The following is a 23,678-nucleotide window of genomic DNA, read 5'->3' as shown; positions in this document are numbered from 1 at the left end:
TTCAAATCATTAGGGAGAAAACATCAGATGAGCCTGCGTATCAACGATATAGCACCCGACTTCACCGCCGAGACCACCCATGGTCCGGTGAGCTTCCACGACTGGATCGGCGACGGCTGGGCGGTCCTGTTTTCGCATCCGAAGAACTTCACGCCGGTCTGCACGACGGAACTCGGCGCGATGGGCGGCCTGCAGCCGGAATTTGAAAAGCGTGGCGTGAAGATCATCGGTATTTCGGTCGATCCGGTCGAAAGCCATGAAAAATGGAAGAACGATATTCGCACCGCGACCGGTTTCAACGTCGATTATCCGCTGATCGGCGACAAGGACCTGAAGGTCGCCAAGCTTTACGACATGCTGCCCGCCGGCGCGGGCGACAGCTCCGAAGGCCGCACGCCTGCCGACAACGCCACCGTACGCTCCGTCTTCGTCATCGGGCCTGACAAGAAGATCAAGCTGGTCCTCACCTACCCCATGACCACCGGCCGCAATTTCGAGGAAATTCTTCGCGCGATCGATTCCATCCAGCTCACCTCCAAACATCAGGTGGCGACCCCGGCCAACTGGAAGCAGGGCGAGGATGTCATCATCACGGCCGCCGTCTCCAACGAGGATGCGATTGCCCGTTTCGGTTCCTACGACACGGTTCTTCCCTATCTGCGCAAGACCAAGCAGCCCGGCTGATTTGAAGCCTGTGATGGGGCGGTGAAACATCATCGTCCCATCGTCCTTAGGTATGACCGCGCGCTCTAGCCGGCTTCCTGCCTGACGACGCGCAGCATTGGCCGGGCATATAGTTCGTCGGGCGTGAAACGCGCAAGAAGGTCGAAAGATGTTATGGCTTCGCCGGCAGCGAAGCGTCGCCCGTTAACGACGAGATGCCCGAGGCCGAATAGGGTGAGAAGCGCTTCCGTCGCATCTCCGGCCAGGGTTTCGAAAAGCAGATTCGTCTGGCCGAAATGTTCCAGACCCGTTGTCCAGGCCCTGATCTTTTCCCCCTCCTCCGTCACGAAGGTTCCGAAGGCCAGCATCGCCGCCATTTGCTGCGGTTGGTCCAGATGGCTGTTTGCATAATTCAGATAGTCATCGAGATTGGCGCGGCCGACGATCATGTCGAGATAATGCAATGCAACGGCCTGCATGGGGGCGACCTGATGAATGCCGAGCAGGGCTGAGGCGATCTCGTTATGGGCTATTTCAGGATTGTCCTCATCCGCCATGATGAGGAATTTGAACTCGCACTGATGTGTTGCGCGGCTGAAATCGTCATATGCCGCTTTGGCATCGATGCAAAAGGTCTTTGACCAGTCGACCCTGGCCTCTGCGACGGCCGGATATTGGGCCGGTGCAACCGGCGCTGCTACGACCGGCTCGGGAGTACCGACAAAAACCCTCGTCGAACCGCGCAGGCCGTCAAACACGCCCTTTTCGCTCAGCCGCTCACATTCATATCCCTCCTCGCCCCACGCTTGCGTCAGGGTCAAATCCGAGATCGTGGGTTCGCTGTCGAAATAGAGTGTCGCCTTGAAAAATTGAGTGTCGCCATTTGCCATTGCAAATCCCGTCCATGGCATTTCCTGCGCTCTATGGCTTTATGATCCCGCCATGATAGTCAAGCCGGTATGTTTCGACATGGCCCCGGTAAATGCGCTCGATGCCGGTGAAGGACCGGAATTCACCTTCATTCGTATCGACATAGACCAGATTTTCCACCGGGTGGGTGAAGCCGCCGAGGAACCGGCCCTCCCGATAGAGCGTGGAAAGCGACCGTTGAATGACACTGCCAGCCGTGGCGCCATCGATCATGTCGGGCCGGAGGATGCGGCCGTAATAACTCATCGCCCACACCGCCGTCCCCTCATGCCAGACGACCTCCTGGCCGATGAAATCGGTTCCCCCGAAATAGCTGTCGATATAATGCCAGTCGCCGCTCTGATAACCGAGATCGTGCGATCCCTTGCGCGTCGGCGTCGCGGATTTGTTGCCGCCGCCGACATAGGTGGCGGACTTGGCCTGCACGATGAACTCTTCCAGCATGGGAAACCTTTCGGGATAAGAACATAAAGTGAACATAGGCGATTTTTGGGGTGGTCGCAAGTGCGGCCCCTGCCCGGCATCGAACCCGCATTTCGCAATGGCGGGCTTGGTAATCGCGGCGTTTGCGCTTAGAAGCGTGGCAGGAATTACCCGAAAAGAGTGCCCATGCAGCAAAACCCGCAAATCTATGTCGATGCCGATGCCTGCCCCGTGAAGCCGGAGATTCTCAAGGTGGCGGAGCGGCATGGGCTGGAAGTGACCTTCGTTGCCAATTCCGGTCTGCGCCCGTCGCGCGATCCCATGGTGAAAAACGTCATCGTTTCCGCTGGTTTCGACGCGGCGGACGACTGGATCGCCGATCATGCAGCCGAGAACGACATTGTCATCACCGCCGATGTGCCGCTGGCCGGGCGCTGTGTCGCCAAGGGTGCGCTGGTGACCGGGCCGACGGGTCGCGTTTTTGACCAGTCGAATATCGGGATGGCGACAGCGATGCGCGATCTTGGCGCGCATCTGCGCGAAACCGGTGAAAGCAAGGGATATAATGCGGCTTTTTCACCGCGTGACCGCTCTGCCTTTCTGGAGACGCTTGACCGTTTCTGCCGCCGTGTCAAAAAATGACGGCGCCAACGGAAAGGTGCCGCACATGACCCCGGCCAATATGAAAAGCAACAGCTATCGCCGCCATCAACCTTTCGTCATTGCCTTTTTGGTCGGTGCCGTGAGTCTTGGCCTGGCGCTGGTTTTTGCGCCGCCGCTGGCGATAGAGATCGCGGCCGTTCTGTTCTTCCTGACCTACCTCATCCTGATTGCCTTTCGCCTGTCGGGCCTGACGGCGCAGCATCTGAAGGCCCATGCCGATAGCGACGATCTGCCTGCGGTCGCCATCATCGCCGTCACGCTGCTTGCCGTTGCCGTCGCGGTGGTATCGCTGTTTCAGGCCCTCAATCATACCGGCGAAACGGTCTGGGCGCTGCTCATCGCCTTCGCCTCGGTGATCTTCGGCTGGCTGACCATCCACACCATGACCGCCCTGCATTACGCCCATCTTTACTGGCGGCCGGCCATGGTGGACGGCAAACGCCAGCATCGCGGCGGCATGGATTTTCCGGACACGAAGGAACCCTGCGGTTATGACTTTCTCTATTTCGCCGTGGTGATCGGCATGACGGCGCAGACGTCGGATGTGGGGATAACCACGACCGCCATGCGCAAGGTCACGCTGCTGCACTCCATCGTTTCTTTCTTCTTCAATACGGTTCTGGTGGCGGCGGCGGTCAATGCAGCCGTCTCGCTTGCGGGCTGAACCGGGAAATTTTCACAAGGAATGGCTTCATGAACATTATTTCGCAAAATACGGCCTTTGGCGGCATGCAGGGCGTATTTTCGCACACATCGGAAACCCTGAAATCTGAGATGAGCTTTGCGGTTTATGTGCCGCCGAAGGCGATCCATGAGCCCTGCCCTGTCCTGTGGTATCTTTCCGGCCTTACCTGCACCCATGCCAATGTCATGGAAAAGGGCGAATATCGCCGCATGGCCTCCGAACTGGGGCTGATTATCGTCTGCCCGGACACCAGCCCGCGCGGCAATGACGTGCCGGACGAATTGACCAACTGGCAGATGGGCAAGGGCGCCGGATTTTATCTCGATGCCACAGAGGAGCCCTGGTCCGAGCACTACCGGATGTACAGCTATGTGACGGAAGAACTGCCTGCCCTCATCGGCCAGCATTTCCGTGCGGATATGAGCCGCCAGGGCATTTTCGGCCATTCGATGGGCGGCCATGGCGCAATGACCATTGCGCTCAAGAACCCCGAGCGTTTCAAGAGCTGCTCCGCCTTTGCGCCGATCGTGGCTCCCTCTTCGGCCGACTGGTCCGAGCCGGCGCTGGAAAAATACCTCGGTGCAGATAAGACCGCATGGCGTCAATACGACGCCTGTGCGCTGGTCGAGGACGGTGCGCGTTTCCCCGAGTTCCTGATCGATCAGGGCAAGGCCGATAGTTTTCTCGAAAAGGGCCTGCGCCCCTGGCTGTTCGAAGAAGCGATCAAGGGCACGGATATCGGCCTGACGCTGCGCATGCATGAGCGTTACGACCACTCCTATTATTTCATTTCCACCTTCATGGATGACCATTTGAAGTGGCATGCGGAGCGGCTGGGATAAGGATGGAGAAGCAGGCTGGCGGCGCCCTGTAAGCGCCGCCGTTTCAGATTTAACCTGACATTACGGGATGCGGGCAATGACCTTGATCTCGAAATCGAAGCCGGCAAGCCAGTTGACGCCGACAGCCGTCCAGTTCGGGTAAGGCTTTTGGCTGAAAATCTCCTGCTTGACGGCCATGATCGTTCCGAACTGGTTTTCCGGATCCGTGTGGAACGTCGTCACATCCACAATATCATCGAAGGTGCAGCCCGCCGCTGCAAGCGTGGCCTTGAGGTTTTCAAAGGCCAGCCGGACCTGACGTTCAAAATCAGGTTCAGGCGTTCCATCGGCACGGCTGCCGACCTGGCCGGAAACGAAAAGAAGGTCACCGGATCGGATCGCTGCGGAATAGCCATGCTCCTCGTAAAGCGCATGCCTGTTAGCGGGGAAAATTGCTTCGCGTGCGGTCATTATGCATCTCTCTTTTGGCTGAGTGGTCATGGATGCCGAGAAGCGTTGCTCTTTTTAAAGAGGCTTCGGACACCCATTTACATACGTTACGTATGCCAGATAGTTACATACGCGCCGCATGTCAATTCCATATACGCGACGTATGTGAATTTAAGAGTATCGAAGATGCGCCCGATTGAAGCTTGAGATATTTCTGAAGCTGAAATGCGGACGAATAGCCGTCACGTCGTCGCCTTTTGTGTCCCGCTTATGGAAACAATGCCGTCGCCAGCGTCGTCGGACCGGGCCGGTTCAGCCTGAATTCGCGGATCACGCGTTCGGCGACGCCATAGGCAAGTTCCTGCTCTATCGACTGATTGTCGAAGCTGACGACGGTGGCTGTGAATTTGGCCTCTGCGATCACCTCTCCCGTCGCAACGGCGGCGGCGCGGACGATGACCTTGGCCGACGCCCTTTCCCCGAAAAGAAAGGGACCGCGTGTAACGGATGCGAGACGGATGGTTAGTACCACGCGCGGCCGGGTTTCTCCACGCGCCGTGGTTTTGATCGCATTCTGCACCTGCGCATGAATGGACTGCATCAGCGCCGGAGCGACATCCGGGCGTGCGGCGACGAACGCGCCGCGCACATCGTAAAGCAGCCGGTCGGTATTGGTCGCTTCCGGTTCCAGCCTGAAAGACATGAGCGTGAAACACGCCAGCACAAGAATGCCAAGGCGTTTCAACGAGGTGGTCATGATCAGCGGCTCCCCTAACGTGAGGTAACCGCATACTCGGCCATCAGGGTTAGAAAAGCGTTAAGAAGCGCTCTTCAGCGACTCCAGAACATTGAGGGCCGCGCGCATATCGACAAGCCTGACGGCGCGGCGCTCCAGCGCTTCCTCGTCCTCGCCCCATTGCTCGGCGGTCCAGTCCTCATCGAGATGCGCAAGCGCCCATGCCTCCTCCAGCGTCAATTGCCCTTCCCCCAGCGCCAGCGCCAAAATGGCGGAGCCGGTCAGCGACGTCATGGTGTGAAGAGCGGCAAGCGCAATCGGTGTGTCGTATTTCTTCAGCGTTACCGCGAAAGCCGCGATGGCTTCGCGCGGCTGATCCTGATGCATCACGCCTTCAACGAGAATGAAGCGCGCTCCGAGCACATTGGCCGCCCAGTCCAGAACCGGATCCCAATGGTCCGTCTGGCGCGCAACCAGCGCTTCCGGATCGCCGGCGCGATAGCAGAGGAGATCGGAAGAGGAAAAACGAAGTATGTCCTCAAAAACCGCCTGCGTGTCGTTGGCGACGCCATCAATGGCCGTGTTCACATGCCGAGAGACGGGCATGACCACCGGATTGACCACTTCTTTCTGGGCATCCCATTCATCGCGAAGCAGTTCCGCCAGCGCGCGTGTCGGGACGGTCAGCGGCTTCTTGGCGGGGGTGCGCAGCGGCTTGCCATCGAGAAGAATGGTAAAACCGCCCTCTTCCGTCTCACCGACGGTGACATCCTTGTAGAACCGCTTCGGCAGAGGTTTCTGCATCTGGATCTGCGCGCGCAGGATCGGGTCGGGATGGCTCAGGCCCTCCGAAAGGTCGTTCAGGAGATCACGCATGGCACGTCCTCGTCAGTCGGATAGAAAGGTTATTCAAGAATATCGGCCGGAACATAGGCCGGGATTTCGCGCGGGTGGCTGACGACCGCATCGGCGCCCGCCTTCCAGAGATCGTCGACCGAGGCATAACCCCAGGCGACGCCGATTGCTTTCGCGCCGGCAGCCTTGGCCATCTGCATGTCGTAGATCGCATCGCCGATAACGACAGTATCGGCCGGAACCATGCCGGTTTCATGGCAGCATTCCATCACCATGGCCGGATGCGGCTTGGAGGGGCAATCATCCGCCGTGCGCGAAACGATGAAGTGATCGGCAAGGCCGTGGGTCTGCAGAATATGGGTAAGTCCGCGCCGGCCCTTGCCGGTCACCGCACCGATCAGCACATCGTCGCGTTTCGAAAGCGTATCGATCAGCGTGGCGATACCGTCGAAAAGCGGCACGGTCATTTCCGGCCGCTCCCGCAGGGGATGATAGATTTCCCTGTAACGTTCCGTCATCGCCTTCGCTTCGTCATCCACATGCGCCTTGCCGAGCATGCGGGCGATGGCGATATCCAGCGTCAGACCGATGATCGCCTTGGTTTCGGAGATATCGGGGCGCGGTTTGCCGAAATCAGCGAAAGTATCGGCCATGACGGCATGGATCAGGCCGGCGCTATCCACCAGCGTGCCGTCGCAATCGAAAAGAACGAGTTTCATGGGCTCTCAGTCTTCCCTATCGCCATCGGCCACGTCGAGACCGAGCAGGTTCCAGGTCTGTACCATATGCGGCGGCAAGGGTGCGCTGACCCGAAGCCGGCCGCCATTCGGATGCGGAATGTCGATGTGGCGTGCGTGGAGATGCAGGCGCTTCTGGATGCCGCCTGGGAAATCCCAGTTCGGATCGTCGATATAATATTTCGGATCCCCGATGATCGGGTGCCCCATATGCAGCGCGTGAACGCGAAGCTGATGGGTGCGGCCGGTATAGGGTTCCATTTCCAGCCAGGCGAGGTTCTGCGCGGCGGTATCGATGACGCGGTAATAGGAAACGGCGTGATCGGCCCCCTCCTCGCCATGCTTGGCAATACGCATGCGATCGCCATCCATCGTCTGTTCCTTGACCAGCCAGGTGGAAATCTTGTCCTGATGCTTGCGCGGCACGCCCTTGACCAGCGCCCAATAGGTCTTCTTGGTATCGCGTTCGCGGAAGGCGGCGGTCAGCTTCTGCGCAGCACCGCGGGTGCGGGCAACCACCAGCACGCCCGACGTATCGCGGTCGAGGCGGTGCACCAGGCGCGGCTTTTCACCCTTCTGGTTGGTCCAGGCTTCCAGCAGCCCGTCGATATGGCGGGTGACGCCGGAGCCGCCCTGCACGGCAATGCCGGCCGGCTTGTTGAAAACGAAGACCTTGTCGTCCTCATGCAGGAGCATGCGCGCCAGAAGCTCGCCATCTTCGGAATGTTTGAGGTCCTTCGATCCGATCGGGCCGCTCTTGACCTTGAGATCGGAATCGACCGGCGGTACGCGCACCATCTGTCCCGGCTGCACGCGCGCATCCGTCTTCACCCGGCCGCCATCCACACGCACCTGTCCGGAGCGCAGAAGCTTCTGCAACTGCCCGAAACCAAGTCCCGGATAATGAATCTTGAACCAGCGATCGAGGCGCATACCGGCCTCGTCGGCCCCGACCTTGATATGCTCGATACCTGCCATGAAATTTCCAGTCTTTCTGTCCTGATCGCGCGCCCTATTCGTCGGCGCGCCGTTTGGACCAAGCCTTTAGAACAAACTGCGGCCCAAGGCCAGCCCGGCGAAAACCGCGGCAATGGAAACCGCAAGGCTTGCAAGCACGTAAACGGCAGAAAGCCCGAGCGCGCCGCGTTCGAACAGCGCGACCGCGTCGAGCGAGAAGGACGAGAATGTGGTGAACCCGCCGAGCACGCCGGTGACGAGAAACAGGCGCATTTCCATCGAGGCGTTCAGCCGCCGCGCCACAAGCTCGACCAGCAGACCGATCAGGAAAGATCCGACCACATTGACGGCAAGGGTTCCCCAGGGAAAATTCGGTCCGGCCAACCGCATGCTCCAAACCCCGACCAGATAACGGAACACGGAACCGATTGCGCCGCCTGCAGCGACAAGGGCGATATTGATCATGGGGAATTGTGTCTCCGGAAGAAATCGTCGGACCGGACGGTCCAAGACATTTTTAGACCATGGTAACCGCTGGCGAAACCCCTTAGCCCGGCGCTTTCGGCTGTTAAAATACGATTAAATTGCAGCTGTGCGATTTAGCCTTCCAACAATGGGCAACTGTTAATCTCCGGTTTTTCAGGGTCGGCGAAGATGGCCGGAGGTTCGATGACACAGGTTCTTTCCGTTTCCGCGAATACAGCGGCCTATGCGCTGGAGGCCATGAAGCCGCCGCAACGCGTGCCGCGCAAGAGCGAGGTTGAAGAGGCCATTCACGAACTGGCGCGCAAAGCCGAAAACGGGGATGACTTCCAGCTCAGGGGCCTGATGACGACGATCAAGCCGCCGGCCCTCACCCTCTATTTCCTGATAGCAAGCAGCCAGCGTCAGGAGCCGCAAGCGACACTGGAGCAGGCCGTGGAGGCCTACGAGGAAAACAGCCTCGCGTCAAAATCTGAAAGTAATTTATAGATCAGATGGATATATAAATATTTTAATGTCGTTTCTTCAGTTTCTCGCCATGCAGGCGGGATCCCCGCATTCAGCCTGGTGTCAGACTGATCTTCTAGAGATCTTCGACCGAGTTCTGGAAAATCACGTGGGCAAATGCCACCCTGCCTTTTCCGCCACGGCGCTGAAGAACAAACACGATAGACGAAAATTTGCGGCTACCGGACCTGTCACGCGTTCCGGTAGCCGTTTTTCATCGGTCAATTATGCTGGTGGTCGCCGCCGCCCTTGGCTGCGCCTGCGGACAGCACGATCTCCACCTTGCCGGCCTTTTCGAAGATGAGCGTTACCGGCACTTTGTCGCCTTCGGCAAAGGGCTTCTTCACATCGAAGAACATCATATGCAGGCCGCCGGGCTTCAGCTCCACCGTCTGGCCGGCGGGAATGACGATGCCGTCATCCAGCTTGCGCATTTTCATGACGTCATTGACCATGGCCATCTCGTGGATTTCAGCACGTCCGGCGGACGACGATTCGACGCCGATCAGCTTGTCGTCGCTATCGCCGGTATTCTTGATGGTCACGTATCCACCGCCCACGGGCTGGCCCGGCAGCATGGCCTTTGTCGTTCCGTCCGACACTTCGAGGCTGCCGGCCTTCACGACATCCATATCCATGGCCGAGTGATCATGGCCGCCGGCATGTGCGGACTTTGCGGCAACGCGAATGGTGGGAGCGGGACTTTTAAGGGAATGCGGATCGACGCCGGCCGCTGCCACTTCATCCCAGGAAACCTTGCCCTTGTCGCCGCAGAGCTGCGTTACCTTGAATGGCAGGTCCTGCCCCGCTTCTATACCGGAGATTTTTCCCTGCACGGCGAAGGTGTCGTAGAATTCATCCGGCAGGTTGCCGCCTTTCCAGCGGATTTCGACCGGTCCACTTTTAATCTCCTTGCCGTGGTTCTTGTAGGCCTTCTGGTAGTCTCCCTTGATGACCTCCAGCTCCCAGCCAGCCTTAGGCTGGGGCTTGGCGGAAATGAATCCTTCCGGCAGCTTGATCTGAACTTCGGTGGTGGCGAGCCCGCCTTCGCAGCCATGCGGCACCTGGAGGGCGGCAACGACGGTGCTTTCCTGTTCGGCCGAACCGTCAACGAATGTGGCGTGGGCGAAAGCCTGCGCGGTCGAAACCGAGGCGACGAAAAGGCTGCAGGCGATGATCTTGGTGGTTTTCATTTGCTTGTCCCTGCGACTGCTATCCCTCTGGGTCCGTGCAGCCGCTCCGTGCCGCCAAAGGCGGCGATAATCCCGTAAAACGAAAAATCAGGCGGACAGGGATGGCGGGCCGCGCGCGGCGGGCTTCTGGATCGTCAGCACGGAGCGGAAGCTCCATTCCGCAGGCAGGCGATTGTCGAGCCAGGCAAATTCAGTCTTCAGCCAACCAGCCGTATCGGGCATCGGCAGAAGAATGGACGAGGCCAGGAGGCAGGCCTCGCAAAACAGTATGGCGTCGCCGGAGTGGGCGGGGCCTTCCTTGGTATGGGGAGCATTGACGCCGTTGCCATGGCCAAGGCAGATTTCCGCAAAGGTGCCGTCCGGCAGCCGGTAACTCTCATCCAGCGCAACGCCGGGGGCTGCGGCAAGTGCCGGCTTGTGGGCAAAACCGAGGGACAACATCAGGGTCGCGCAGAAAATGCGAAGCATTTTCTCCATCCCCATCAACTGTCGTGTTCGATTTGCATCCATATCCTATGGCGATATCCCTGTTTCTCTCCGATTTCAAAGGGGAATTTTGCCGCAGGCCAGACCGTCGCAAGGGAACAATAGATGCCGGGCGGCATTTTCCTGCCGCAACCATCGTTCCAAGGGAGGCCCGACATGCCAGCCAAATCGAAGGCCCAGCAGAAAGCGGCGGGCGCCGCACTGGCGGCCAAACGCGGAGAAATGAAGAAATCCAGTTTAAAAGGTGCTTCAAAAAGCATGGAGAAGTCCATGACAGAAAAAGAACTTGAGGATTTCGCATCGACAAAACGCAAGGGTCTGCCGGAGAAAAAATCCGACTGAAGAAAGCTGCCAAGACAATCTGTCGCCGCAGATCGCTGCGCCGATGGCGCAGATGGAGCAAGAATCTGTTCAGATGCGTCATTTGGTCCTTGCCAATAACGGGTCTTCGAAGATAATGAGCGTCGCATCATCGTTGGGAGAAACCGCTTCACTGCGGTGCCGAAGGAGCAACCGCCCCGGAAACTCTCAGGCAAAAGGACCAGCGGTGACGACGGAACTCTGGAGAGAAGCCACCTTTCATAAGGACGGCTCGCCGAAGGGATAACAATCTCAGGCGACAAGGACAGAGGGGGCTCTTGAACCCGGCGTGTTTCAGCGCCATGACCTGAGCCCGCGCGATCGTTCGCGCAACCCTGGAGGCGTCCTTGGACGATACCGCCGAGCTTCAAATCACGCCGCTCAATTCCCTGCATCTATCGCTTGGCGCCCGCATGGTGCCTTTCGCCGGTTATGACATGCCGGTGCAATATCCGGCCGGTGTTCTGAAGGAACATCTTCAGACCCGCACCTCCGCCGGTCTGTTCGACGTGTCCCATATGGGCCAAGTGATCCTGAGGGCGAAGTCCGGCAGAAATGAAGATGCCGCACTCGCGCTGGAAAAGCTGGTGCCGGTGGATATTCTCGGCCTGAAGGAAGGCCGCCAGCGCTACGGTTTCTTCACCGATGAAAATGGCGGCATTCTCGATGACCTGATGATCACCAATCGCGGCGACCATCTTTTCGTCGTCGTCAATGCGGCCTGCAAGGATGCCGATGTCGCCCATATGAAGGCGCATCTTTCAGACCGCTGCGAGATCACCCTTCTCGACGACCGGGCGCTCATCGCGCTGCAAGGACCGCGCGCGGAGGCGGTTCTGGCTGAACTCTGGGCCGGCGTCTCGGAAATGAAATTCATGGATGTGCAGGAAGTGCCGCTGCATGACGTGCCCTGCATCGTCTCGCGCTCCGGTTATTCCGGTGAAGACGGCTTTGAAATCTCCGTGCCCGCCGACAAGGCGGAAGAGATCGCCAAGGCGCTGCTCGAACATCCCGACTGCGAGCCGATCGGGCTTGGCGCGCGCGACAGCCTGCGCCTCGAAGCCGGCCTTTGTCTCTATGGCAACGACATCGACACCACGACCTCCCCCATCGAAGCCTCGCTCGAATGGGCGATCCAGAAGGCGCGCCGCGCTGGCGGCGACCGCGAGGGCGGTTTTCCCGGCGCAGAGCGCATTCTCGGCGAACTGAAAGACGGCACATCGCGCCGCCGTGTTGGCCTGAAGCCGGAAGGTAAGGCGCCGGTGCGCGGCCATTCGAAGCTTTTCGCAGATGCCGAGGGCAAGACGGAGATCGGTGAAGTGACCTCGGGCGGTTTCGGTCCCTCGGTCGAAGGTCCCGTCGCCATGGGTTACGTCCCCGTTTCCCACGCCGCTCCCGGTACAGCTGTCTTTGCGGAAGTGCGCGGCAAATATCTGCCCGTCACCGTCGCCGCCCTGCCCTTCATCAAGCCCACCTATAAACGATAATCTTCATCCCATCTCCGGAGAGAATACGATGCTGAAATTTACCGCAGAACACGAATGGCTGAAGTTCGAAGGCGATATCGCCACCGTTGGCATCACCAGTCACGCCGCTGAACAGCTTGGCGATCTCGTTTTCGTCGAATTGCCGGAAGTGGGCGCCACCTTCTCCAAGGATGGCGACGCGGCGACCGTTGAATCCGTCAAGGCGGCTTCCGACGTCTATTGTCCGCTGGATGGCGAAGTGGTGGAAATCAACCAAGCCATCGTCGATGACCCCTCGCTCGTCAATTCCGACCCGCAGGGCGCCGGCTGGTTCTTCAAGCTCAAGCTTTCCAACGCCGCAGATGCCGATACGCTGCTTGACGAGGCAGCCTACAAGGAGCTGATCGCGTAATGACGACGCCCACCGAATTCCATTTCACCGACTATCAGCCCTATGACTTCGCTAACCGGCGTCACATCGGGCCGTCGCCGTCGGAAATGGCCGAGATGCTGAAGGTCGTTGGCTATAAGAGCCTCGACGCGCTCATCGACGCCACCGTTCCCTCTTCCATCCGCCAGAAGGCGCCGCTGACCTGGGGTGCCGCGCTGACCGAACGCGAGGCGCTCGACCGTCTTCGCGAGACGGCCAACAAAAACCAGGTTCTGACCTCGCTGATCGGCCAGGGTTATTACGGTACGATCACGCCGCCGGTCATCCAGCGCAATATTCTGGAGAACCCGGCCTGGTACACGGCCTATACGCCCTACCAGCCGGAAATCAGCCAGGGCCGCCTTGAGGCGCTGCTGAACTACCAGACCATGGTGTGCGATCTGACCGGTCTCGATGTTGCCAACGCATCGCTGCTCGATGAAGCGACGGCGGCTGCCGAAGCCATGGCCATGTGCCAGCGCGTTGCGAAATCCAAGGCGACCGCCTTCTTCGTTGACGCCAATTGCCATCCGCAGACCATCGCGCTGATCGAGACCCGCGCTGCCCCGCTCGGCTGGAAGGTGATCGTCGGCAACCCGTTCACCGATCTCGATCCGGTCGATGTGTTCGGCGCGATCTTCCAGTATCCCGGCACCCACGGGCATGTCAGCGATTTCTCCGGCCTGATTTCCCGCCTGCACCAGACGGGCGCGATTGCCGCCGTCGCCGCCGATCTTCTGGCGCTGACGCTCCTGAAATCTCCCGGCGAAATGGGTGCGGATATCGCCATCGGTACCTCGCAGCGTTTCGGCGTTCCGGTTGGTTACGGCGGTCCGCATGCGGCCTACATGGCCGTCAAGGACGCACATAAGCGCTCCATGCCCGGCCGTCTGGTCGGCGTTTCGGTCGATGCGCGTGGCAACCGCGCCTATCGCCTGTCGCTGCAGACCCGCGAGCAGCATATCCGCCGCGAAAAGGCCACCTCCAACATCTGCACAGCGCAGGTGCTGCTCGCCGTCATGGCTTCGATGTATGGCGTCTTCCATGGCCCGCAGGGCATCAAGGCGATTGCCCAGCAGACCCACCAGAAGGCCGTGCTGATGGCCAAGGGTCTGGAAAAGCTCGGCTACACCATCGAGCCGGAAACCTTCTTCGACACCATCACCGTTGAAGTTGGCCACATGCAGGGCGTCATCCTGCGTTCGGCCGTGGCGGAAGGCGTGAACCTGCGCAAGGTGGGCGCGACCAAGATCGGCATGAGCCTTGACGAGCGCACGCGCCCGGCAACGCTGGAAGCCGTCTGGCGCGCCTTCGGCGGCAATTTCTCGATCTCGGATTTCGAGCCGGAATATCGCCTGCCGAAGGAACTGCTGCGCACCAGCCAGTATATGACGCATCCGATCTTCCACATGAACCGCGCCGAAAGCGAGATGACCCGTTACATCCGCCGCCTTTCGGACCGCGATCTGGCGCTCGACCGCTCGATGATCCCGCTCGGTTCCTGCACCATGAAACTGAATGCGACAGCGGAGATGCTGCCAATCACCTGGCCGGAATTTTCCGACATTCATCCCTTCGTACCGGCCAATCAGGCGCTAGGCTACAAGGAGATGATCGACGATCTTTCCGAAAAGCTGTGCTCGGTCACCGGTTACGACGCCTTCTCCATGCAGCCGAATTCCGGCGCGCAGGGGGAATATGCGGGGCTTCTGACCATCCGCAACTACCACCTCGCCAATGGCGGCACACATCGCGACGTCTGCCTTATTCCGACTTCCGCGCATGGCACCAACCCTGCCTCCGCGCAGATGGTCGGCATGAAAGTGGTGCCGGTGAAGGTGCGGGACAACGGCGATATCGATATCGATGATTTCCGTGCAAAAGCAGAGCAGTATGCGGAAAACCTCTCGTGCTGCATGATCACCTACCCGTCCACCCATGGCGTGTTCGAGGAGACGGTTCGCGAGATCTGCGAGATCACCCACAAGCATGGCGGACAGGTCTATCTCGACGGCGCCAACATGAACGCCATGGTCGGTCTCGCCCGTCCCGGCGATATCGGTTCGGACGTTTCGCATCTCAATCTGCACAAGACCTTCTGCATTCCGCATGGCGGCGGTGGCCCCGGCATGGGACCGATCGGCGTCAAGGCGCATCTTGCTCCCTACCTGCCCGGCCATCCGGCGACGGACGGTCGTGAGGGTGCGGTGTCTGCTGCCCCGTTCGGCTCGCCGTCGATCCTGCCGATCTCCTGGAGCTATTGCCTGATGATGGGTGGCGAAGGGCTGACGCAGGCGACCAAGGTGGCGATCCTCAACGCCAACTACATCGCCGAACGGCTAAAGGGCGCTTATGACGTGCTCTACAAGTCCGAAACCGGACGCGTGGCGCATGAGTGCATCATCGATACCCGCCCGCTGGCAGACAGCTGCGGCGTGACGGTGGACGATGTCGCAAAGCGCCTCATCGACTGCGGTTTCCACGCGCCGACCATGAGCTGGCCGGTCGCCGGCACATTGATGATCGAGCCGACGGAATCCGAAACCAAGGCGGAAATCGACCGTTTCTGCGATGCCATGCTGGCGATCCGTGAGGAAGCCCGCGACATCGAGGAAGGCCGTGCGGACAAGACCAACAACCCGCTGAAAAACGCGCCGCACACCGTGGAAGACCTCGTCGGCGAATGGGATCGTCCCTATAGCCGCGAAAAGGGCTGCTTCCCGCCCGGCGCGTTCCGCATCGACAAATACTGGTCGCCGGTCAACCGCATCGACAATGTCTATGGTGACCGCAACCTCATCTGCACCTGCCCGCCAATGGAGGCTTACGCCGAAGCAGCGGAATAAGGCATCGGTGCGAACCGACATACGAAGGCCCGGAGCGATCCGGGCCTTTTTTCGTTATGGCAAGGTTTTCGTTATCTGGCGATCACGCTTCCGCATGGTTGATCCTGGCATAGTCCGTGTTAAACAGATGACGCTGCGACATGGGGATGGAGTGGGAATGCGTCTGATTTGCCTGAACGGCTGGGGCGGAAAGCTTCATGACGAGCTCGTTCCCTATATTGCCTCGTCCGACCCCGATATCTTATGTCTGCAGGAAGTGGTGCACACACCGGCCGCCACGCAGGACTGGCTGAGTTATCGTGAGCACGGCATTGACTTGCCGCAAAGGGCGAATTTCCTGCGGGATGTCGCGGACGCTCTGCCCGATCACGTAGCAGTGTTCTGCCCCGCGGCGCAGGGCGATCTCTGGCAGGGCGAGACTCGATATCCTTCCCAATGGGGACTGGCGACCTTCGTGCGCAGGTCCATCGCCATCGTTGCGCAGGCGCAGGGTTTCGTGCATGGCGCCTTCTCTGCGGATGGATATGGCGATCACCCACGTTCACGCACGGGCCACGCCATCAGGGTTTTTGACTTCATGACCGGTCAGCCCGCCATCATCGCCCATATGCATGGGCTGCGCGACCTCGACGGCAAGCACGATACCGCAGCCCGCCTGGCGCAGGCAAAACGCCTTGTCCAACTTGTGAAAAACATTGCGGAGGATGGCGACCGGATCGTCGTCTGCGGCGACTTTAATGTTCTGCCTGAGAGCGAAACCTTCGCCGTGTTGAAGGAACTGGATCTCACCGAACTTGTCACCACGCGCGGCTTCACCGACACCCGGACCTCGCATTATGCCAAACCGAACCGCTATGCGGATTACATGCTGGTCAATCCGGCTGTAGAAGTCGATCACTTCGATGTGGTGAGACAGCCTGAGGTCTCGGACCATTGCCCGCTGCTGCTCGAATTCCGCTAAGATTCAACATCCCAACGGCCATTTTCTCATGACTGCCTTAGCGCACAAGCCGGATATCGCTCGTCACCACCGTTTTGCCGGTCCGTGCGTCCTTGTCGGTGGTGCGCAACCGCAGGCCATTATCGCCAACCTTTTCAATGGTCATGGCGGCGACACGGTCACCGTTGATATCGCGATTCCAGCGGACGGTCAGGTTGATCGCATTTCCCTGTCTCGTGCCGGAAAGGGCAGACGGGCGGCCGGAAGGGCCGGTATAGGCGCCGCTATAGCGCCCGCCCTTCGCCGAGAGATCGGCGGCGATTGCGCGCTTTACCACAAGCAGTCCCCGGCAAGTGCCGGACATGTTGAGCGTACAGTTCACGCTGATCGGCGGCGTGCCAATGCGGGTAATCACGGTTCCCTTGCCCGCCCAGGTGCCTTTCAGCGACGAGAGGAATTCGCGTTCATCCGCATGCGCGGGCTGTGCGCCGAGCAATCCGGCAGAAAATAAAATCGCAAAAGCCTTGGTCTTCATGGCGAGTATCCGTTTTTTCCACGAAGGCTAACTCGCTTGCGCCGACAAACGTTCCTTCGGTCTATTCTGCAACCGTCAAAAATATCGGCGGACCAATATTTCCGTTGTGTCAGTGCAACCAAATGCGGGCACAGATGTTTCTCGCCAGCCTCGATCAATTTCCCATCCTTTCGCGCATATTTTCGGAGCATATTTCATGACGACAATCGGCGTTCCGGCAGCGCGCGGCAGGCTTCCTTCCGGTGGTCTGCCCCGCAGCGGCGGCATTTCAGACCGCACGCTTTTTGCCCTTGCAGCGCTGAACTTTTTCCTCGCCGATGCCCGCGACGGCCTTGGGCCGTTTCTGGATGCCTTTTTAGCGACAAAGGGCTGGTCTTCGCTTTCGCTGGGCATGATTGCCACGCCGCTCTGTGGCGCGCTCGTGGATGGCACGACGTGGAAAAGGCTGCTGATCGCCATTCCCGTCATCCTCGTGACCATCGGCGCGCTGATCACGCTGATCTTTCCGGATGCATGGATCGTCTGGACCGGTCAGATCATGACGGCCGTCGTCGGCGCCGTGGTCGGGCCGGCACTTGCTGGCCTCGCACTCGGCCTTGTCGGCGAACGCCTGTTCTCCCATCAGATTTCACGCAACGAGTTCTGGAACCACGGCGGCAATTTTGCATCGCTTTTCGCGACCTATGTGGTGGTTACCTTCTTCGGCATGAACGGTATCATCGGCCTCATGCTGCTGACCGCTGCAGGCGCATTGGTCGCGACGGCGGCCATCGACCCCGATCGAATCGACCACAACGTCGCCCGCGGCCTTGCCGAAGACAAGGGAGAACCCGGCCCGTCCGGCATCAAGGTGTTACTGCAGGAGCGCGGGCTGATCTTTCTCGCCATCATTCTGCTTGTTTTCCACTTCGGCAACGCGCCGATGAGCCGGTTGATCGCGCAGGATTTCGCCATCGAACTGCAGACGCCCTTCCGCACCACCGCCATCATTACCGGCGTCGCGCAATTCGCGATGATCTTCGTCGCCGCAATGGCCCCATGGCTGATACGCCGTTTCGGCCTCTCGACCGTTTTCATCATCGCGCTAATCGCGTTGCCGATACGCGGTCTTCTCGCCTCAGCCTTCACGGATTTCTGGGTGATTTTCCCGGTGCAGTTTCTCGATGGCGTTGGCGCCGGCCTGCTCGGCATCGTCACCCCGGTTGCGGTGGAGAGGATTTTGAAGGGCACCGGTCGTTTTAATGTCGGCCTTGCCAGCGTCATGATGGTTCAGGGTATCGGCGCATCGTTCAGCAATGTCGTCGCAGGCTGGCTGGTGACGAAGGGCGGTTATTCGCTGTCGCATCTCGTCGGCGGCGGCATTGCCGCTATCGCCATCGGGCTTTTTATTCTTCATCGCAACGAGATAGCGCCGAAACAGGATGACGACGCCGCCTCTCACCAACGGCACTGAAGGCGCAAACAAAAAGGAGGCCTGACGGCCTCCTGAAATCTCATCGTTTGTTGTCTGATCAACCGACGAAAGCGCGCTCGATCACGAATTCGGCGGGCTTGTTATTGGCGCCTTCGTTCAGGCCGGCCTTTTCAAGCAGTTCCTTGGTGTCCTTCAGCATCGCCGAGGATCCGCAGATCATGCCGCGATCGATCTCGGGATCGAGCGCCGGAACGCCGAGATCCGCAAACAGCTTGCCATTTTCGATCAGCGTGGTGATACGACCCTTGAAGGGGTAATCTTCGCGGGTGACGGTCGCATAATGCTTCAGCTTGTCGCCGACGATCTCGTTCAGGAATTCGTGGTTGCGGATTTCCTCGACCAGATCGAAGCCATATTTCAGCTCGGCCACGTCGCGGCAGGTATGGGTGAGGATGACTTCCTCGAATTTCTCATAGGTTTCCGGGTCACGGATCAGGCTCGCGAAAGGCGCGATGCCGGTGCCGGTGGAGAACATGTAAAGCCGTCTGCCAGGCGTCAGCGCATCCAGAACCAGCGTGCCTGTCGGCTTCTTGCGCATCAGGACCGTATCGCCGGGCTTGATCGCCTGAAGATGCGATGTCAGCGGACCGTTCGGAACCTTGATCGAGAAGAATTCCAGTTCCTCGTCCCAGGCGGGGCTGGCGATGGAATAGGCGCGGTAGATCGGCTTGTCGCCGACCATCAGGCCGATCATGGCGAATTCGCCGGAACGGAAACGGAAGCCGGCCGGGCGCGTCATGCGGAAACGGAACAGGTGGTCGGTATAGTGTTCCACCGATAAAACCGTCTCGGCGTAAACACCGTCAGGTATCTTGATCGCGAAATCTTCCGTCTTGGCTGGCGCGTTCATTTCAGGTTCCGTCCATTCTTATTCGATGCGACATTCTCCGACCGGGCAATTATACCATTTTTGCTCCGGTTTGAAGGCATGAGAATGTCAATACTGCCATGTGCGTAGGAAATATGTATCAAAAACTCATATTTCCACGCAACGTGTCATAGAGACGCACGACGACGCCAGCTATAGGCCTCACCGCCGCTCGCCGGCTTGGCTGTCGGCTGGTAATAAACCGGGATTTCCGGCAGGCGATTTTCGGACAGGCGGCGGATGGCCGTGCCGTTCGTTACCGCAAAGCTGGTGAAACCGGTGCGCAACATCAACGGCACCTGATCGATCAGGACGTCGCCAACCGCCCTCACCTCGCCCGCAAAACCGAGACGGCTGCGCAGCAGCGAAGCGTGGCTGAACCCGCGACCGTCATTGAAGGCCGGGAAGCTTACGGCGACAAGGTCGATACGGTCGAGATAGGGGCCGAGCCGCGTCACATCGTCGGCGGGCGTGATCAGAACACCGAGGCCGATATCGTTGCTTTCGGCGGCACGAACCAGAAAATCGGCAAGTGGGAGCACCGGCTTCTGCTCCGCCGTCGCTTTCACTTCTTCCGTTTCGATCACCCAGTGATCGTTTTCCACGAAGCCGTCGCGGTTCCAGATTTTCGTCATGGCATTCTCCTCAGGCGGCTTCTGCAGCGGAACCGTAGAGCGCATCCTTGAATGGCTGCGGTCCAACGCGGCGATAGGCTTCGAGGAAGATTTCTTCCTTCGAAAGGCGAAGCCCGAGATAGGTGTCGACGATGGTTTCGATGGCGTCGGTGACTTTTTCCGGCTCGAAGCCACGGCCGATGATTTCACCGATCGAGGTGTTCTCATCGCCCGATCCGCCAAGCGTGATCTGGTAGAGTTCCGCGCCCTTCTTTTCCACACCCAGCAGGCCGATATGGCCGACATGGTGGTGGCCGCAGGCATTGATGCAGCCGGAAATCTTGATCTTCAGCTCACCGATTTCCGCCTGACGCTCCGGCGAACCGAAGCGGGTTGAAATTTCCTGCGCCACCGGAATGGAGCGCGCATTGGCGAGCGCGCAATAGTCCAGCCCGGGACAGGCAATGATATCGGTGATCAGCCCGGCATTGGCGGTCGCAAGGCCAGCGCCTACCAGCGCGCGATAAACCGGCTCGAGATCGGCCAGCGCCACATGCGGCAGGATGATGTTCTGCTCATGGCTGATACGGATTTCGTCGAAGGCATATTCCGCGGCGATATCGGCGACGAGTTCCATCTGCTCGTCCGTCGCATCGCCCGGAATGCCGCCGATCGGCTTCAGCGAAATCGTCACCATGCCATAGTCCGGGTGCTTGTGCGGCGCGACGTTCTGCTCGACAAAACGGGCAAAGCCTTCATCGGCCCGCTTCCAGCGCGCCAGGCTTTCCCAGCCTTCCGGCCGGTCCTTCAGTGCCGGCGGCGCGAAATAAGCGGTGATTGCCGCGATATCGGCATCCGGAAGCTTCAACTCGGTGTTCTTGAGTTCAGCGAATTCGACCTCGACCTGACGGGCCAGTTCTTCCGCGCCGGTCTCATGCACGAGGATCTTGATGCGCGCCTTGTATTTGTTGTCGCGACGGCCGTGCAGGTTATAAACGCGCATGATCGCCGTCGTGTAGGACAAGAGGTCCTCTTCCGGCAGGAAGTCGCGGATTTTCTTGGCGATCATCGGCGTGCGGCCCTGCCCGCCGCCGACATAAACGGCGAACCCGATCTCACCCTTGTCGTTCTTTTTCAGATGCAGGCCGATATCGTGCACCTGAATGGCGGCACGGTCGCGCTCGGCGCCGGTGACGGCGATCTTGAACTTGCGCGGCAGGAAGGAGAATTCCGGGTGCACGGAAGACCACTGACGCAGGATTTCCGCATAGGGACGTGGATCGGCGACCTCATCGGCCGCCGCACCGGCGAAATGATCGGCGGTGACGTTGCGAATGCAGTTGCCGGACGTCTGAAGCGCGTGCATTTCCACGCTCGCCAGTTCGGACAGGATATCCGGCGTATCGGAGAGGCGCGGCCAATTGTACTGGATGTTCTGACGGGTGGTGAAGTGGCCATAACCCCGGTCATATTTGCGGGCGATATGGGCCAGCATCCGCATCTGCTTCGAATTCAGCGTGCCGTAAGGAATGGCGACGCGCAGCATATAGGCGTGCAGCTGAAGATAGACGCCGTTCATCAGGCGCAGCGGCTTGAACGCATCCTCGGCCAGTTCGCCGGAAAGGCGGCGCTCGACCTGATCGCGAAACTGCGCCACGCGGCCTTCAACAAATGCGTGATCGAACTCGTCGTAACGGTACATATTCTTCCTCAGACTGCGATGAATGCTGCATCGGCCGGCTTGAAGCCGGTGGCATAGTGCACGGTGGGGCCGGCGGCGCGAATGCGTTCGCGAAGACGCGTCGGCCAAAGCTTGCCGTTCTCCTCGATGACATCGATAACGGCCACATCGACGACCTTGTTGGCGGAAAAATCCCGCTTGCCGATTTCCTCGAACGAGGCGACGGCCTCCGCATGGCGGGCAACGATTGCGCCCTGCAGGTTCTCCGTCCACTCCCCGTTGGCATCGAGCCAGACGGCGATGCCATCGCTCAGGCGGTTGGCGGTCAAAACCTTGTCAGCCATTTACATACTCCCGTTTGAAATCCGCCGGCCGCACTGACGATGCAAGCGCCTCGGACCTGTCAAAATTGGCGCCCGCCACAGCATCGCCGATGATGACCATGACCGGTCCGGTCAGTTCATCGCGATGTTCGAGCTCGGGCAGATCGTTCAGTGTGCCATGCAGCAGGCGGCGATCCGCGCGGCTGGCGTTTTCGATGACGGCGACGGTGGTTTCCACACCCAATCCCGCGTCGATCAGCCGCTTCGCGACCGAAGCAGCAACACTGCGGCCCATATAGACGGCGATGGTGGCGCCGGAAACCGCAAGCCGGGCCCAATCTGGCAGGACATCGCCGGCCAGATCGTGGCCGGTGGTGAAAATCAGCGATGAAGCGACACCGCGCAGCGTCAGCGGCAATTCGAAATCCGCAGCCGCGGCGAAGGCCGACGTGATGCCGGGCACGATCTCATAGGCAATACCGGCCTCGCGCAGCGCCGCCATTTCTTCGCCCGCCCGGCCATAGACCAGCGGATCGCCGGATTTGAGGCGCACGACGCGCTTGCCATCTTTGCCGAGGCGCACCAGCAGACGGTTGATCTCATCCTGCGATTTGCTGTGGCAGCCCTTGCGCTTGCCGACGGAGAGGCGCTCCGCATCGCGGCGGCCCATATCGACAATCGCCTGCGGCACAAGCGCATCGTAAACGATCACATCGGCTTCCATCAGCACGCGCTGCGCGCGCAGCGTCAGCAGATCTTCAGCGCCCGGTCCCGCGCCGACGAGCCAGATACGGCCTTCGCTGCGTTCGGGCGATTGCAGCAGGCGGTCGACGGCCTGGCGGGCGGAGAGCGTGTCGCCAACGGCGACGGCATCCGCCACTGCACCTGAAAAGAACCGTCGCCAGAAATTGCGCCGCAAGGCGCCCTTCGGCACGTTCTGCTCGGCCGCATCACGATACTGCACGGCAAGGCGCGCAAGCTTGCCAAGCGACGGCGACAGCATCTGGTCGATGCGGGCGCGGATCATCTGGGCGAGAACGGGCCCTGCCCCTTCCGTGCCGATAGCCACGGCGACGGGCGCACGGGCGACGAGCGCCGGAGTGAAAAAATCGCAGAATTCCGGCTGATCCACCGCATTGGCGGGAATTTTCGCGGCGCGCGCGACGGTGACGATCTCACGGTCCAGCGCCTCATCGCCGGTAGCGGCGAAGACCAGCGTGGCGCCTTCGATCAACGCACCGGCGAAAGCCAAAGCCCGATGATCAATGCCGTTTTCGCCGATATAACGGGCAAAATCGGCTTCCGGCTGATCGGCATAGGCAACGATATGCGCGTTGGTGTTGGCGAGAAGCCTCACCTTCGCGAAGGCTTCATCGCCATTTCCGAAAACAGCAACCTGCCGCCCCTCGACCCGGAAGAAAGCGGGGAAGGTTGAAAGGCGGTCGCCAGCAGCGGAAAAATCATGTTCGTTGTGCATTGGACATATATCCCGCATTGCGGTGCAAGATTGAAGAAACAGAAATTCAAGCCTTTCCGGCACCTGGATTTTTAT

General features: G+C 59.7%; 27 protein-coding genes and 1 riboswitch. Of the genes, 11 read left to right on the top strand and 16 right to left on the bottom strand.

The window, feature by feature from the left end; translation table 11 throughout:
• Nucleotides 1-27 precede the first annotated feature (27 nt).
• Entirely contained in the window at nucleotides 28-684 is a 657-nt protein-coding gene (locus ACQZ5N_RS02205) for a peroxiredoxin (protein ID WP_035217366.1), read from the top strand.
• A 65-nt stretch (nucleotides 685-749) separates the two neighbouring features.
• Here ACQZ5N_RS02205 and ACQZ5N_RS02200 read toward each other — a convergent pair whose 3' ends face one another.
• Together ACQZ5N_RS02200 and ACQZ5N_RS02195 are read right to left on the bottom strand one after the other, a co-directional pair.
• On the bottom strand, nucleotides 750-1,553 hold the full coding sequence (locus ACQZ5N_RS02200; RefSeq protein WP_448731940.1) for a hypothetical protein: 804 nt from the start codon (nucleotides 1,551-1,553) through the stop codon (nucleotides 750-752).
• A gap of 31 nt (nucleotides 1,554-1,584) precedes the next feature.
• A complete protein-coding gene (locus ACQZ5N_RS02195; protein WP_279655193.1) occupies nucleotides 1,585-2,037 on the bottom strand; it encodes a DUF5680 domain-containing protein in 453 nt (150 codons plus the stop codon).
• A gap of 165 nt (nucleotides 2,038-2,202) precedes the next feature.
• On the opposite strand from ACQZ5N_RS02195, the gene ACQZ5N_RS02190 reads away from it, so the two are divergent.
• The 3 genes from ACQZ5N_RS02190 to fghA are packed head-to-tail and all read left to right on the top strand — an operon-like array spanning nucleotide 2,203 to nucleotide 4,206.
• The gene (locus tag ACQZ5N_RS02190; RefSeq protein WP_448731939.1) at nucleotides 2,203-2,658 is read left to right on the top strand and encodes a YaiI/YqxD family protein; all 456 of its coding nucleotides are present in this window, start codon (nucleotides 2,203-2,205) and stop codon (nucleotides 2,656-2,658) included.
• 25 nt (nucleotides 2,659-2,683) lie between these two features.
• The gene (locus ACQZ5N_RS02185; protein WP_448731938.1) at nucleotides 2,684-3,343 is read left to right on the top strand and encodes a DUF1345 domain-containing protein; all 660 of its coding nucleotides are present in this window, start codon (nucleotides 2,684-2,686) and stop codon (nucleotides 3,341-3,343) included.
• 29 nt (nucleotides 3,344-3,372) lie between these two features.
• On the top strand, nucleotides 3,373-4,206 hold the full coding sequence (fghA, locus tag ACQZ5N_RS02180; RefSeq protein WP_448731937.1) for an S-formylglutathione hydrolase: 834 nt from the start codon (nucleotides 3,373-3,375) through the stop codon (nucleotides 4,204-4,206).
• 60 nt (nucleotides 4,207-4,266) lie between these two features.
• On the opposite strand, the gene ACQZ5N_RS02175 is transcribed toward fghA, so the two are convergent.
• From ACQZ5N_RS02175 to crcB, 6 genes are all read right to left on the bottom strand, one after another.
• Nucleotides 4,267-4,656, bottom strand: coding sequence for a RidA family protein (locus tag ACQZ5N_RS02175; RefSeq protein WP_035217376.1), 390 nt, complete (start codon nucleotides 4,654-4,656; stop codon nucleotides 4,267-4,269).
• A 247-nt stretch (nucleotides 4,657-4,903) separates the two neighbouring features.
• Nucleotides 4,904-5,392 (bottom strand): hypothetical protein, encoded by a 489-nt coding sequence (locus ACQZ5N_RS02170; protein WP_035264048.1) that lies wholly within the window; start codon nucleotides 5,390-5,392, stop codon nucleotides 4,904-4,906.
• Nucleotides 5,393-5,452: 60 nt separating this feature from the next.
• Nucleotides 5,453-6,247 carry an ATP12 family chaperone protein gene (locus ACQZ5N_RS02165; RefSeq protein ID WP_448731936.1) on the bottom strand — a complete coding sequence of 265 codons (795 nt, stop codon included), beginning with the start codon at nucleotides 6,245-6,247 and terminating at the stop codon, nucleotides 5,453-5,455.
• A gap of 29 nt (nucleotides 6,248-6,276) precedes the next feature.
• Nucleotides 6,277-6,945, bottom strand: coding sequence for an HAD family hydrolase (locus tag ACQZ5N_RS02160; protein WP_269830896.1), 669 nt, complete (start codon nucleotides 6,943-6,945; stop codon nucleotides 6,277-6,279).
• A gap of 6 nt (nucleotides 6,946-6,951) precedes the next feature.
• Nucleotides 6,952-7,941 carry an RluA family pseudouridine synthase gene (locus ACQZ5N_RS02155; protein WP_035264040.1) on the bottom strand — a complete coding sequence of 330 codons (990 nt, stop codon included), beginning with the start codon at nucleotides 7,939-7,941 and terminating at the stop codon, nucleotides 6,952-6,954.
• 66 nt (nucleotides 7,942-8,007) lie between these two features.
• The gene (gene crcB, locus ACQZ5N_RS02150; RefSeq protein WP_003523608.1) at nucleotides 8,008-8,385 is read right to left on the bottom strand and encodes a fluoride efflux transporter CrcB; all 378 of its coding nucleotides are present in this window, start codon (nucleotides 8,383-8,385) and stop codon (nucleotides 8,008-8,010) included.
• A gap of 204 nt (nucleotides 8,386-8,589) precedes the next feature.
• Here crcB and ACQZ5N_RS02145 point away from each other — a divergent pair, with 204 nt between their 5' ends.
• Entirely contained in the window at nucleotides 8,590-8,892 is a 303-nt protein-coding gene (locus ACQZ5N_RS02145; RefSeq protein ID WP_448731935.1) for a hypothetical protein, read from the top strand.
• 239 nt (nucleotides 8,893-9,131) lie between these two features.
• Here ACQZ5N_RS02145 and ACQZ5N_RS02140 read toward each other — a convergent pair whose 3' ends face one another.
• Nucleotides 9,132-10,103 (bottom strand): copper chaperone PCu(A)C, encoded by a 972-nt coding sequence (locus ACQZ5N_RS02140; protein ID WP_448731934.1) that lies wholly within the window; start codon nucleotides 10,101-10,103, stop codon nucleotides 9,132-9,134.
• 87 nt (nucleotides 10,104-10,190) lie between these two features.
• On the bottom strand, nucleotides 10,191-10,571 hold the full coding sequence (locus tag ACQZ5N_RS02135; protein ID WP_448731933.1) for a hypothetical protein: 381 nt from the start codon (nucleotides 10,569-10,571) through the stop codon (nucleotides 10,191-10,193).
• Nucleotides 10,572-10,745: 174 nt separating this feature from the next.
• On the opposite strand from ACQZ5N_RS02135, the gene ACQZ5N_RS02130 reads away from it, so the two are divergent.
• From ACQZ5N_RS02130 to ACQZ5N_RS02110, 5 genes are all read left to right on the top strand, one after another.
• Nucleotides 10,746-10,931: a DUF3008 family protein gene (locus tag ACQZ5N_RS02130; RefSeq protein WP_003523602.1), complete on the top strand. Its 186-nt coding sequence runs from the start codon at nucleotides 10,746-10,748 to the stop codon at nucleotides 10,929-10,931.
• 124 nt (nucleotides 10,932-11,055) lie between these two features.
• Nucleotides 11,056-11,143: riboswitch (glycine riboswitch) on the top strand.
• 153 nt (nucleotides 11,144-11,296) lie between these two features.
• A complete protein-coding gene (gene gcvT / locus ACQZ5N_RS02125) occupies nucleotides 11,297-12,436 on the top strand; it encodes a glycine cleavage system aminomethyltransferase GcvT (protein WP_448731932.1) in 1,140 nt (379 codons plus the stop codon).
• Between the two features lie 28 nt (nucleotides 12,437-12,464).
• Entirely contained in the window at nucleotides 12,465-12,827 is a 363-nt protein-coding gene (gene gcvH, locus ACQZ5N_RS02120) for a glycine cleavage system protein GcvH (RefSeq protein WP_003502678.1), read from the top strand.
• On the top strand, nucleotides 12,827-15,691 hold the full coding sequence (gene gcvP, locus ACQZ5N_RS02115; protein ID WP_448731931.1) for an aminomethyl-transferring glycine dehydrogenase: 2,865 nt from the start codon (nucleotides 12,827-12,829) through the stop codon (nucleotides 15,689-15,691). The genes gcvH and gcvP overlap by 1 nt, the downstream gene beginning before the upstream one ends.
• 157 nt (nucleotides 15,692-15,848) lie before the next feature.
• Nucleotides 15,849-16,652 (top strand): endonuclease/exonuclease/phosphatase family protein, encoded by an 804-nt coding sequence (locus ACQZ5N_RS02110; protein ID WP_196377795.1) that lies wholly within the window; start codon nucleotides 15,849-15,851, stop codon nucleotides 16,650-16,652.
• A 37-nt stretch (nucleotides 16,653-16,689) separates the two neighbouring features.
• Here the strand turns inward: ACQZ5N_RS02110 and ACQZ5N_RS02105 are convergent, their stop codons facing one another.
• Nucleotides 16,690-17,166, bottom strand: coding sequence for a hypothetical protein (locus tag ACQZ5N_RS02105; RefSeq protein ID WP_448731930.1), 477 nt, complete (start codon nucleotides 17,164-17,166; stop codon nucleotides 16,690-16,692).
• Nucleotides 17,167-17,362: 196 nt separating this feature from the next.
• Between ACQZ5N_RS02105 and ACQZ5N_RS02100 the strand changes: the two genes are divergently transcribed.
• Nucleotides 17,363-18,619, top strand: coding sequence for an MFS transporter (locus ACQZ5N_RS02100; RefSeq protein ID WP_448731929.1), 1,257 nt, complete (start codon nucleotides 17,363-17,365; stop codon nucleotides 18,617-18,619).
• A gap of 58 nt (nucleotides 18,620-18,677) precedes the next feature.
• On the opposite strand, the gene ACQZ5N_RS02095 is transcribed toward ACQZ5N_RS02100, so the two are convergent.
• The 5 genes from ACQZ5N_RS02095 to cysG form a co-directional block, all read right to left on the bottom strand.
• The gene (locus tag ACQZ5N_RS02095; protein ID WP_035264028.1) at nucleotides 18,678-19,490 is read right to left on the bottom strand and encodes a ferredoxin--NADP reductase; all 813 of its coding nucleotides are present in this window, start codon (nucleotides 19,488-19,490) and stop codon (nucleotides 18,678-18,680) included.
• Nucleotides 19,491-19,636: 146 nt separating this feature from the next.
• Complete coding sequence (locus ACQZ5N_RS02090) at nucleotides 19,637-20,143, bottom strand: DUF934 domain-containing protein (protein ID WP_448731928.1); 507 nt, start codon at nucleotides 20,141-20,143, stop codon at nucleotides 19,637-19,639.
• Nucleotides 20,144-20,153: 10 nt separating this feature from the next.
• Complete coding sequence (locus tag ACQZ5N_RS02085; RefSeq protein ID WP_003521340.1) at nucleotides 20,154-21,824, bottom strand: nitrite/sulfite reductase; 1,671 nt, start codon at nucleotides 21,822-21,824, stop codon at nucleotides 20,154-20,156.
• An 8-nt stretch (nucleotides 21,825-21,832) separates the two neighbouring features.
• The gene (locus ACQZ5N_RS02080; protein WP_003521341.1) at nucleotides 21,833-22,147 is read right to left on the bottom strand and encodes a DUF2849 domain-containing protein; all 315 of its coding nucleotides are present in this window, start codon (nucleotides 22,145-22,147) and stop codon (nucleotides 21,833-21,835) included.
• A complete protein-coding gene (cysG, locus tag ACQZ5N_RS02075; protein ID WP_448731927.1) occupies nucleotides 22,140-23,603 on the bottom strand; it encodes a siroheme synthase CysG in 1,464 nt (487 codons plus the stop codon). Before cysG ends, ACQZ5N_RS02080 begins: the two co-directional genes overlap by 8 nt.
• Nucleotides 23,604-23,678 lie beyond the last annotated feature (75 nt).

The organism is Agrobacterium sp. 22-221-1 (assembly GCF_053522445.1).
This window is presented reverse-complemented; position numbering and strand designations above follow the sequence as displayed.

Coding starts and splice junctions, on each gene's coding strand:
- ACQZ5N_RS02205 (WP_035217366.1), top strand. CDS start 28: ATGAGCCTGCGTATCAACGATATAGCACCCGACTTCACCGCCGAGACC.
- ACQZ5N_RS02200 (WP_448731940.1), bottom strand. CDS start 1,553: ATGGCAAATGGCGACACTCAATTTTTCAAGGCGACACTCTATTTCGAC.
- ACQZ5N_RS02195 (WP_279655193.1), bottom strand. CDS start 2,037: ATGCTGGAAGAGTTCATCGTGCAGGCCAAGTCCGCCACCTATGTCGGC.
- ACQZ5N_RS02190 (WP_448731939.1), top strand. CDS start 2,203: ATGCAGCAAAACCCGCAAATCTATGTCGATGCCGATGCCTGCCCCGTG.
- ACQZ5N_RS02185 (WP_448731938.1), top strand. CDS start 2,684: ATGACCCCGGCCAATATGAAAAGCAACAGCTATCGCCGCCATCAACCT.
- fghA (WP_448731937.1), top strand. CDS start 3,373: ATGAACATTATTTCGCAAAATACGGCCTTTGGCGGCATGCAGGGCGTA.
- ACQZ5N_RS02175 (WP_035217376.1), bottom strand. CDS start 4,656: ATGACCGCACGCGAAGCAATTTTCCCCGCTAACAGGCATGCGCTTTAC.
- ACQZ5N_RS02170 (WP_035264048.1), bottom strand. CDS start 5,392: ATGACCACCTCGTTGAAACGCCTTGGCATTCTTGTGCTGGCGTGTTTC.
- ACQZ5N_RS02165 (WP_448731936.1), bottom strand. CDS start 6,247: ATGCGTGATCTCCTGAACGACCTTTCGGAGGGCCTGAGCCATCCCGAC.
- ACQZ5N_RS02160 (WP_269830896.1), bottom strand. CDS start 6,945: ATGAAACTCGTTCTTTTCGATTGCGACGGCACGCTGGTGGATAGCGCC.
- ACQZ5N_RS02155 (WP_035264040.1), bottom strand. CDS start 7,941: ATGGCAGGTATCGAGCATATCAAGGTCGGGGCCGACGAGGCCGGTATG.
- crcB (WP_003523608.1), bottom strand. CDS start 8,385: ATGATCAATATCGCCCTTGTCGCTGCAGGCGGCGCAATCGGTTCCGTG.
- ACQZ5N_RS02145 (WP_448731935.1), top strand. CDS start 8,590: ATGACACAGGTTCTTTCCGTTTCCGCGAATACAGCGGCCTATGCGCTG.
- ACQZ5N_RS02140 (WP_448731934.1), bottom strand. CDS start 10,103: ATGAAAACCACCAAGATCATCGCCTGCAGCCTTTTCGTCGCCTCGGTT.
- ACQZ5N_RS02135 (WP_448731933.1), bottom strand. CDS start 10,571: ATGCTTCGCATTTTCTGCGCGACCCTGATGTTGTCCCTCGGTTTTGCC.
- ACQZ5N_RS02130 (WP_003523602.1), top strand. CDS start 10,746: ATGCCAGCCAAATCGAAGGCCCAGCAGAAAGCGGCGGGCGCCGCACTG.
- gcvH (WP_003502678.1), top strand. CDS start 12,465: ATGCTGAAATTTACCGCAGAACACGAATGGCTGAAGTTCGAAGGCGAT.
- gcvP (WP_448731931.1), top strand. CDS start 12,827: ATGACGACGCCCACCGAATTCCATTTCACCGACTATCAGCCCTATGAC.
- ACQZ5N_RS02110 (WP_196377795.1), top strand. CDS start 15,849: ATGCGTCTGATTTGCCTGAACGGCTGGGGCGGAAAGCTTCATGACGAG.
- ACQZ5N_RS02105 (WP_448731930.1), bottom strand. CDS start 17,166: ATGAAGACCAAGGCTTTTGCGATTTTATTTTCTGCCGGATTGCTCGGC.
- ACQZ5N_RS02100 (WP_448731929.1), top strand. CDS start 17,363: ATGACGACAATCGGCGTTCCGGCAGCGCGCGGCAGGCTTCCTTCCGGT.
- ACQZ5N_RS02095 (WP_035264028.1), bottom strand. CDS start 19,490: ATGAACGCGCCAGCCAAGACGGAAGATTTCGCGATCAAGATACCTGAC.
- ACQZ5N_RS02090 (WP_448731928.1), bottom strand. CDS start 20,143: ATGACGAAAATCTGGAACCGCGACGGCTTCGTGGAAAACGATCACTGG.
- ACQZ5N_RS02085 (WP_003521340.1), bottom strand. CDS start 21,824: ATGTACCGTTACGACGAGTTCGATCACGCATTTGTTGAAGGCCGCGTG.
- ACQZ5N_RS02080 (WP_003521341.1), bottom strand. CDS start 22,147: ATGGCTGACAAGGTTTTGACCGCCAACCGCCTGAGCGATGGCATCGCC.
- cysG (WP_448731927.1), bottom strand. CDS start 23,603: ATGCACAACGAACATGATTTTTCCGCTGCTGGCGACCGCCTTTCAACC.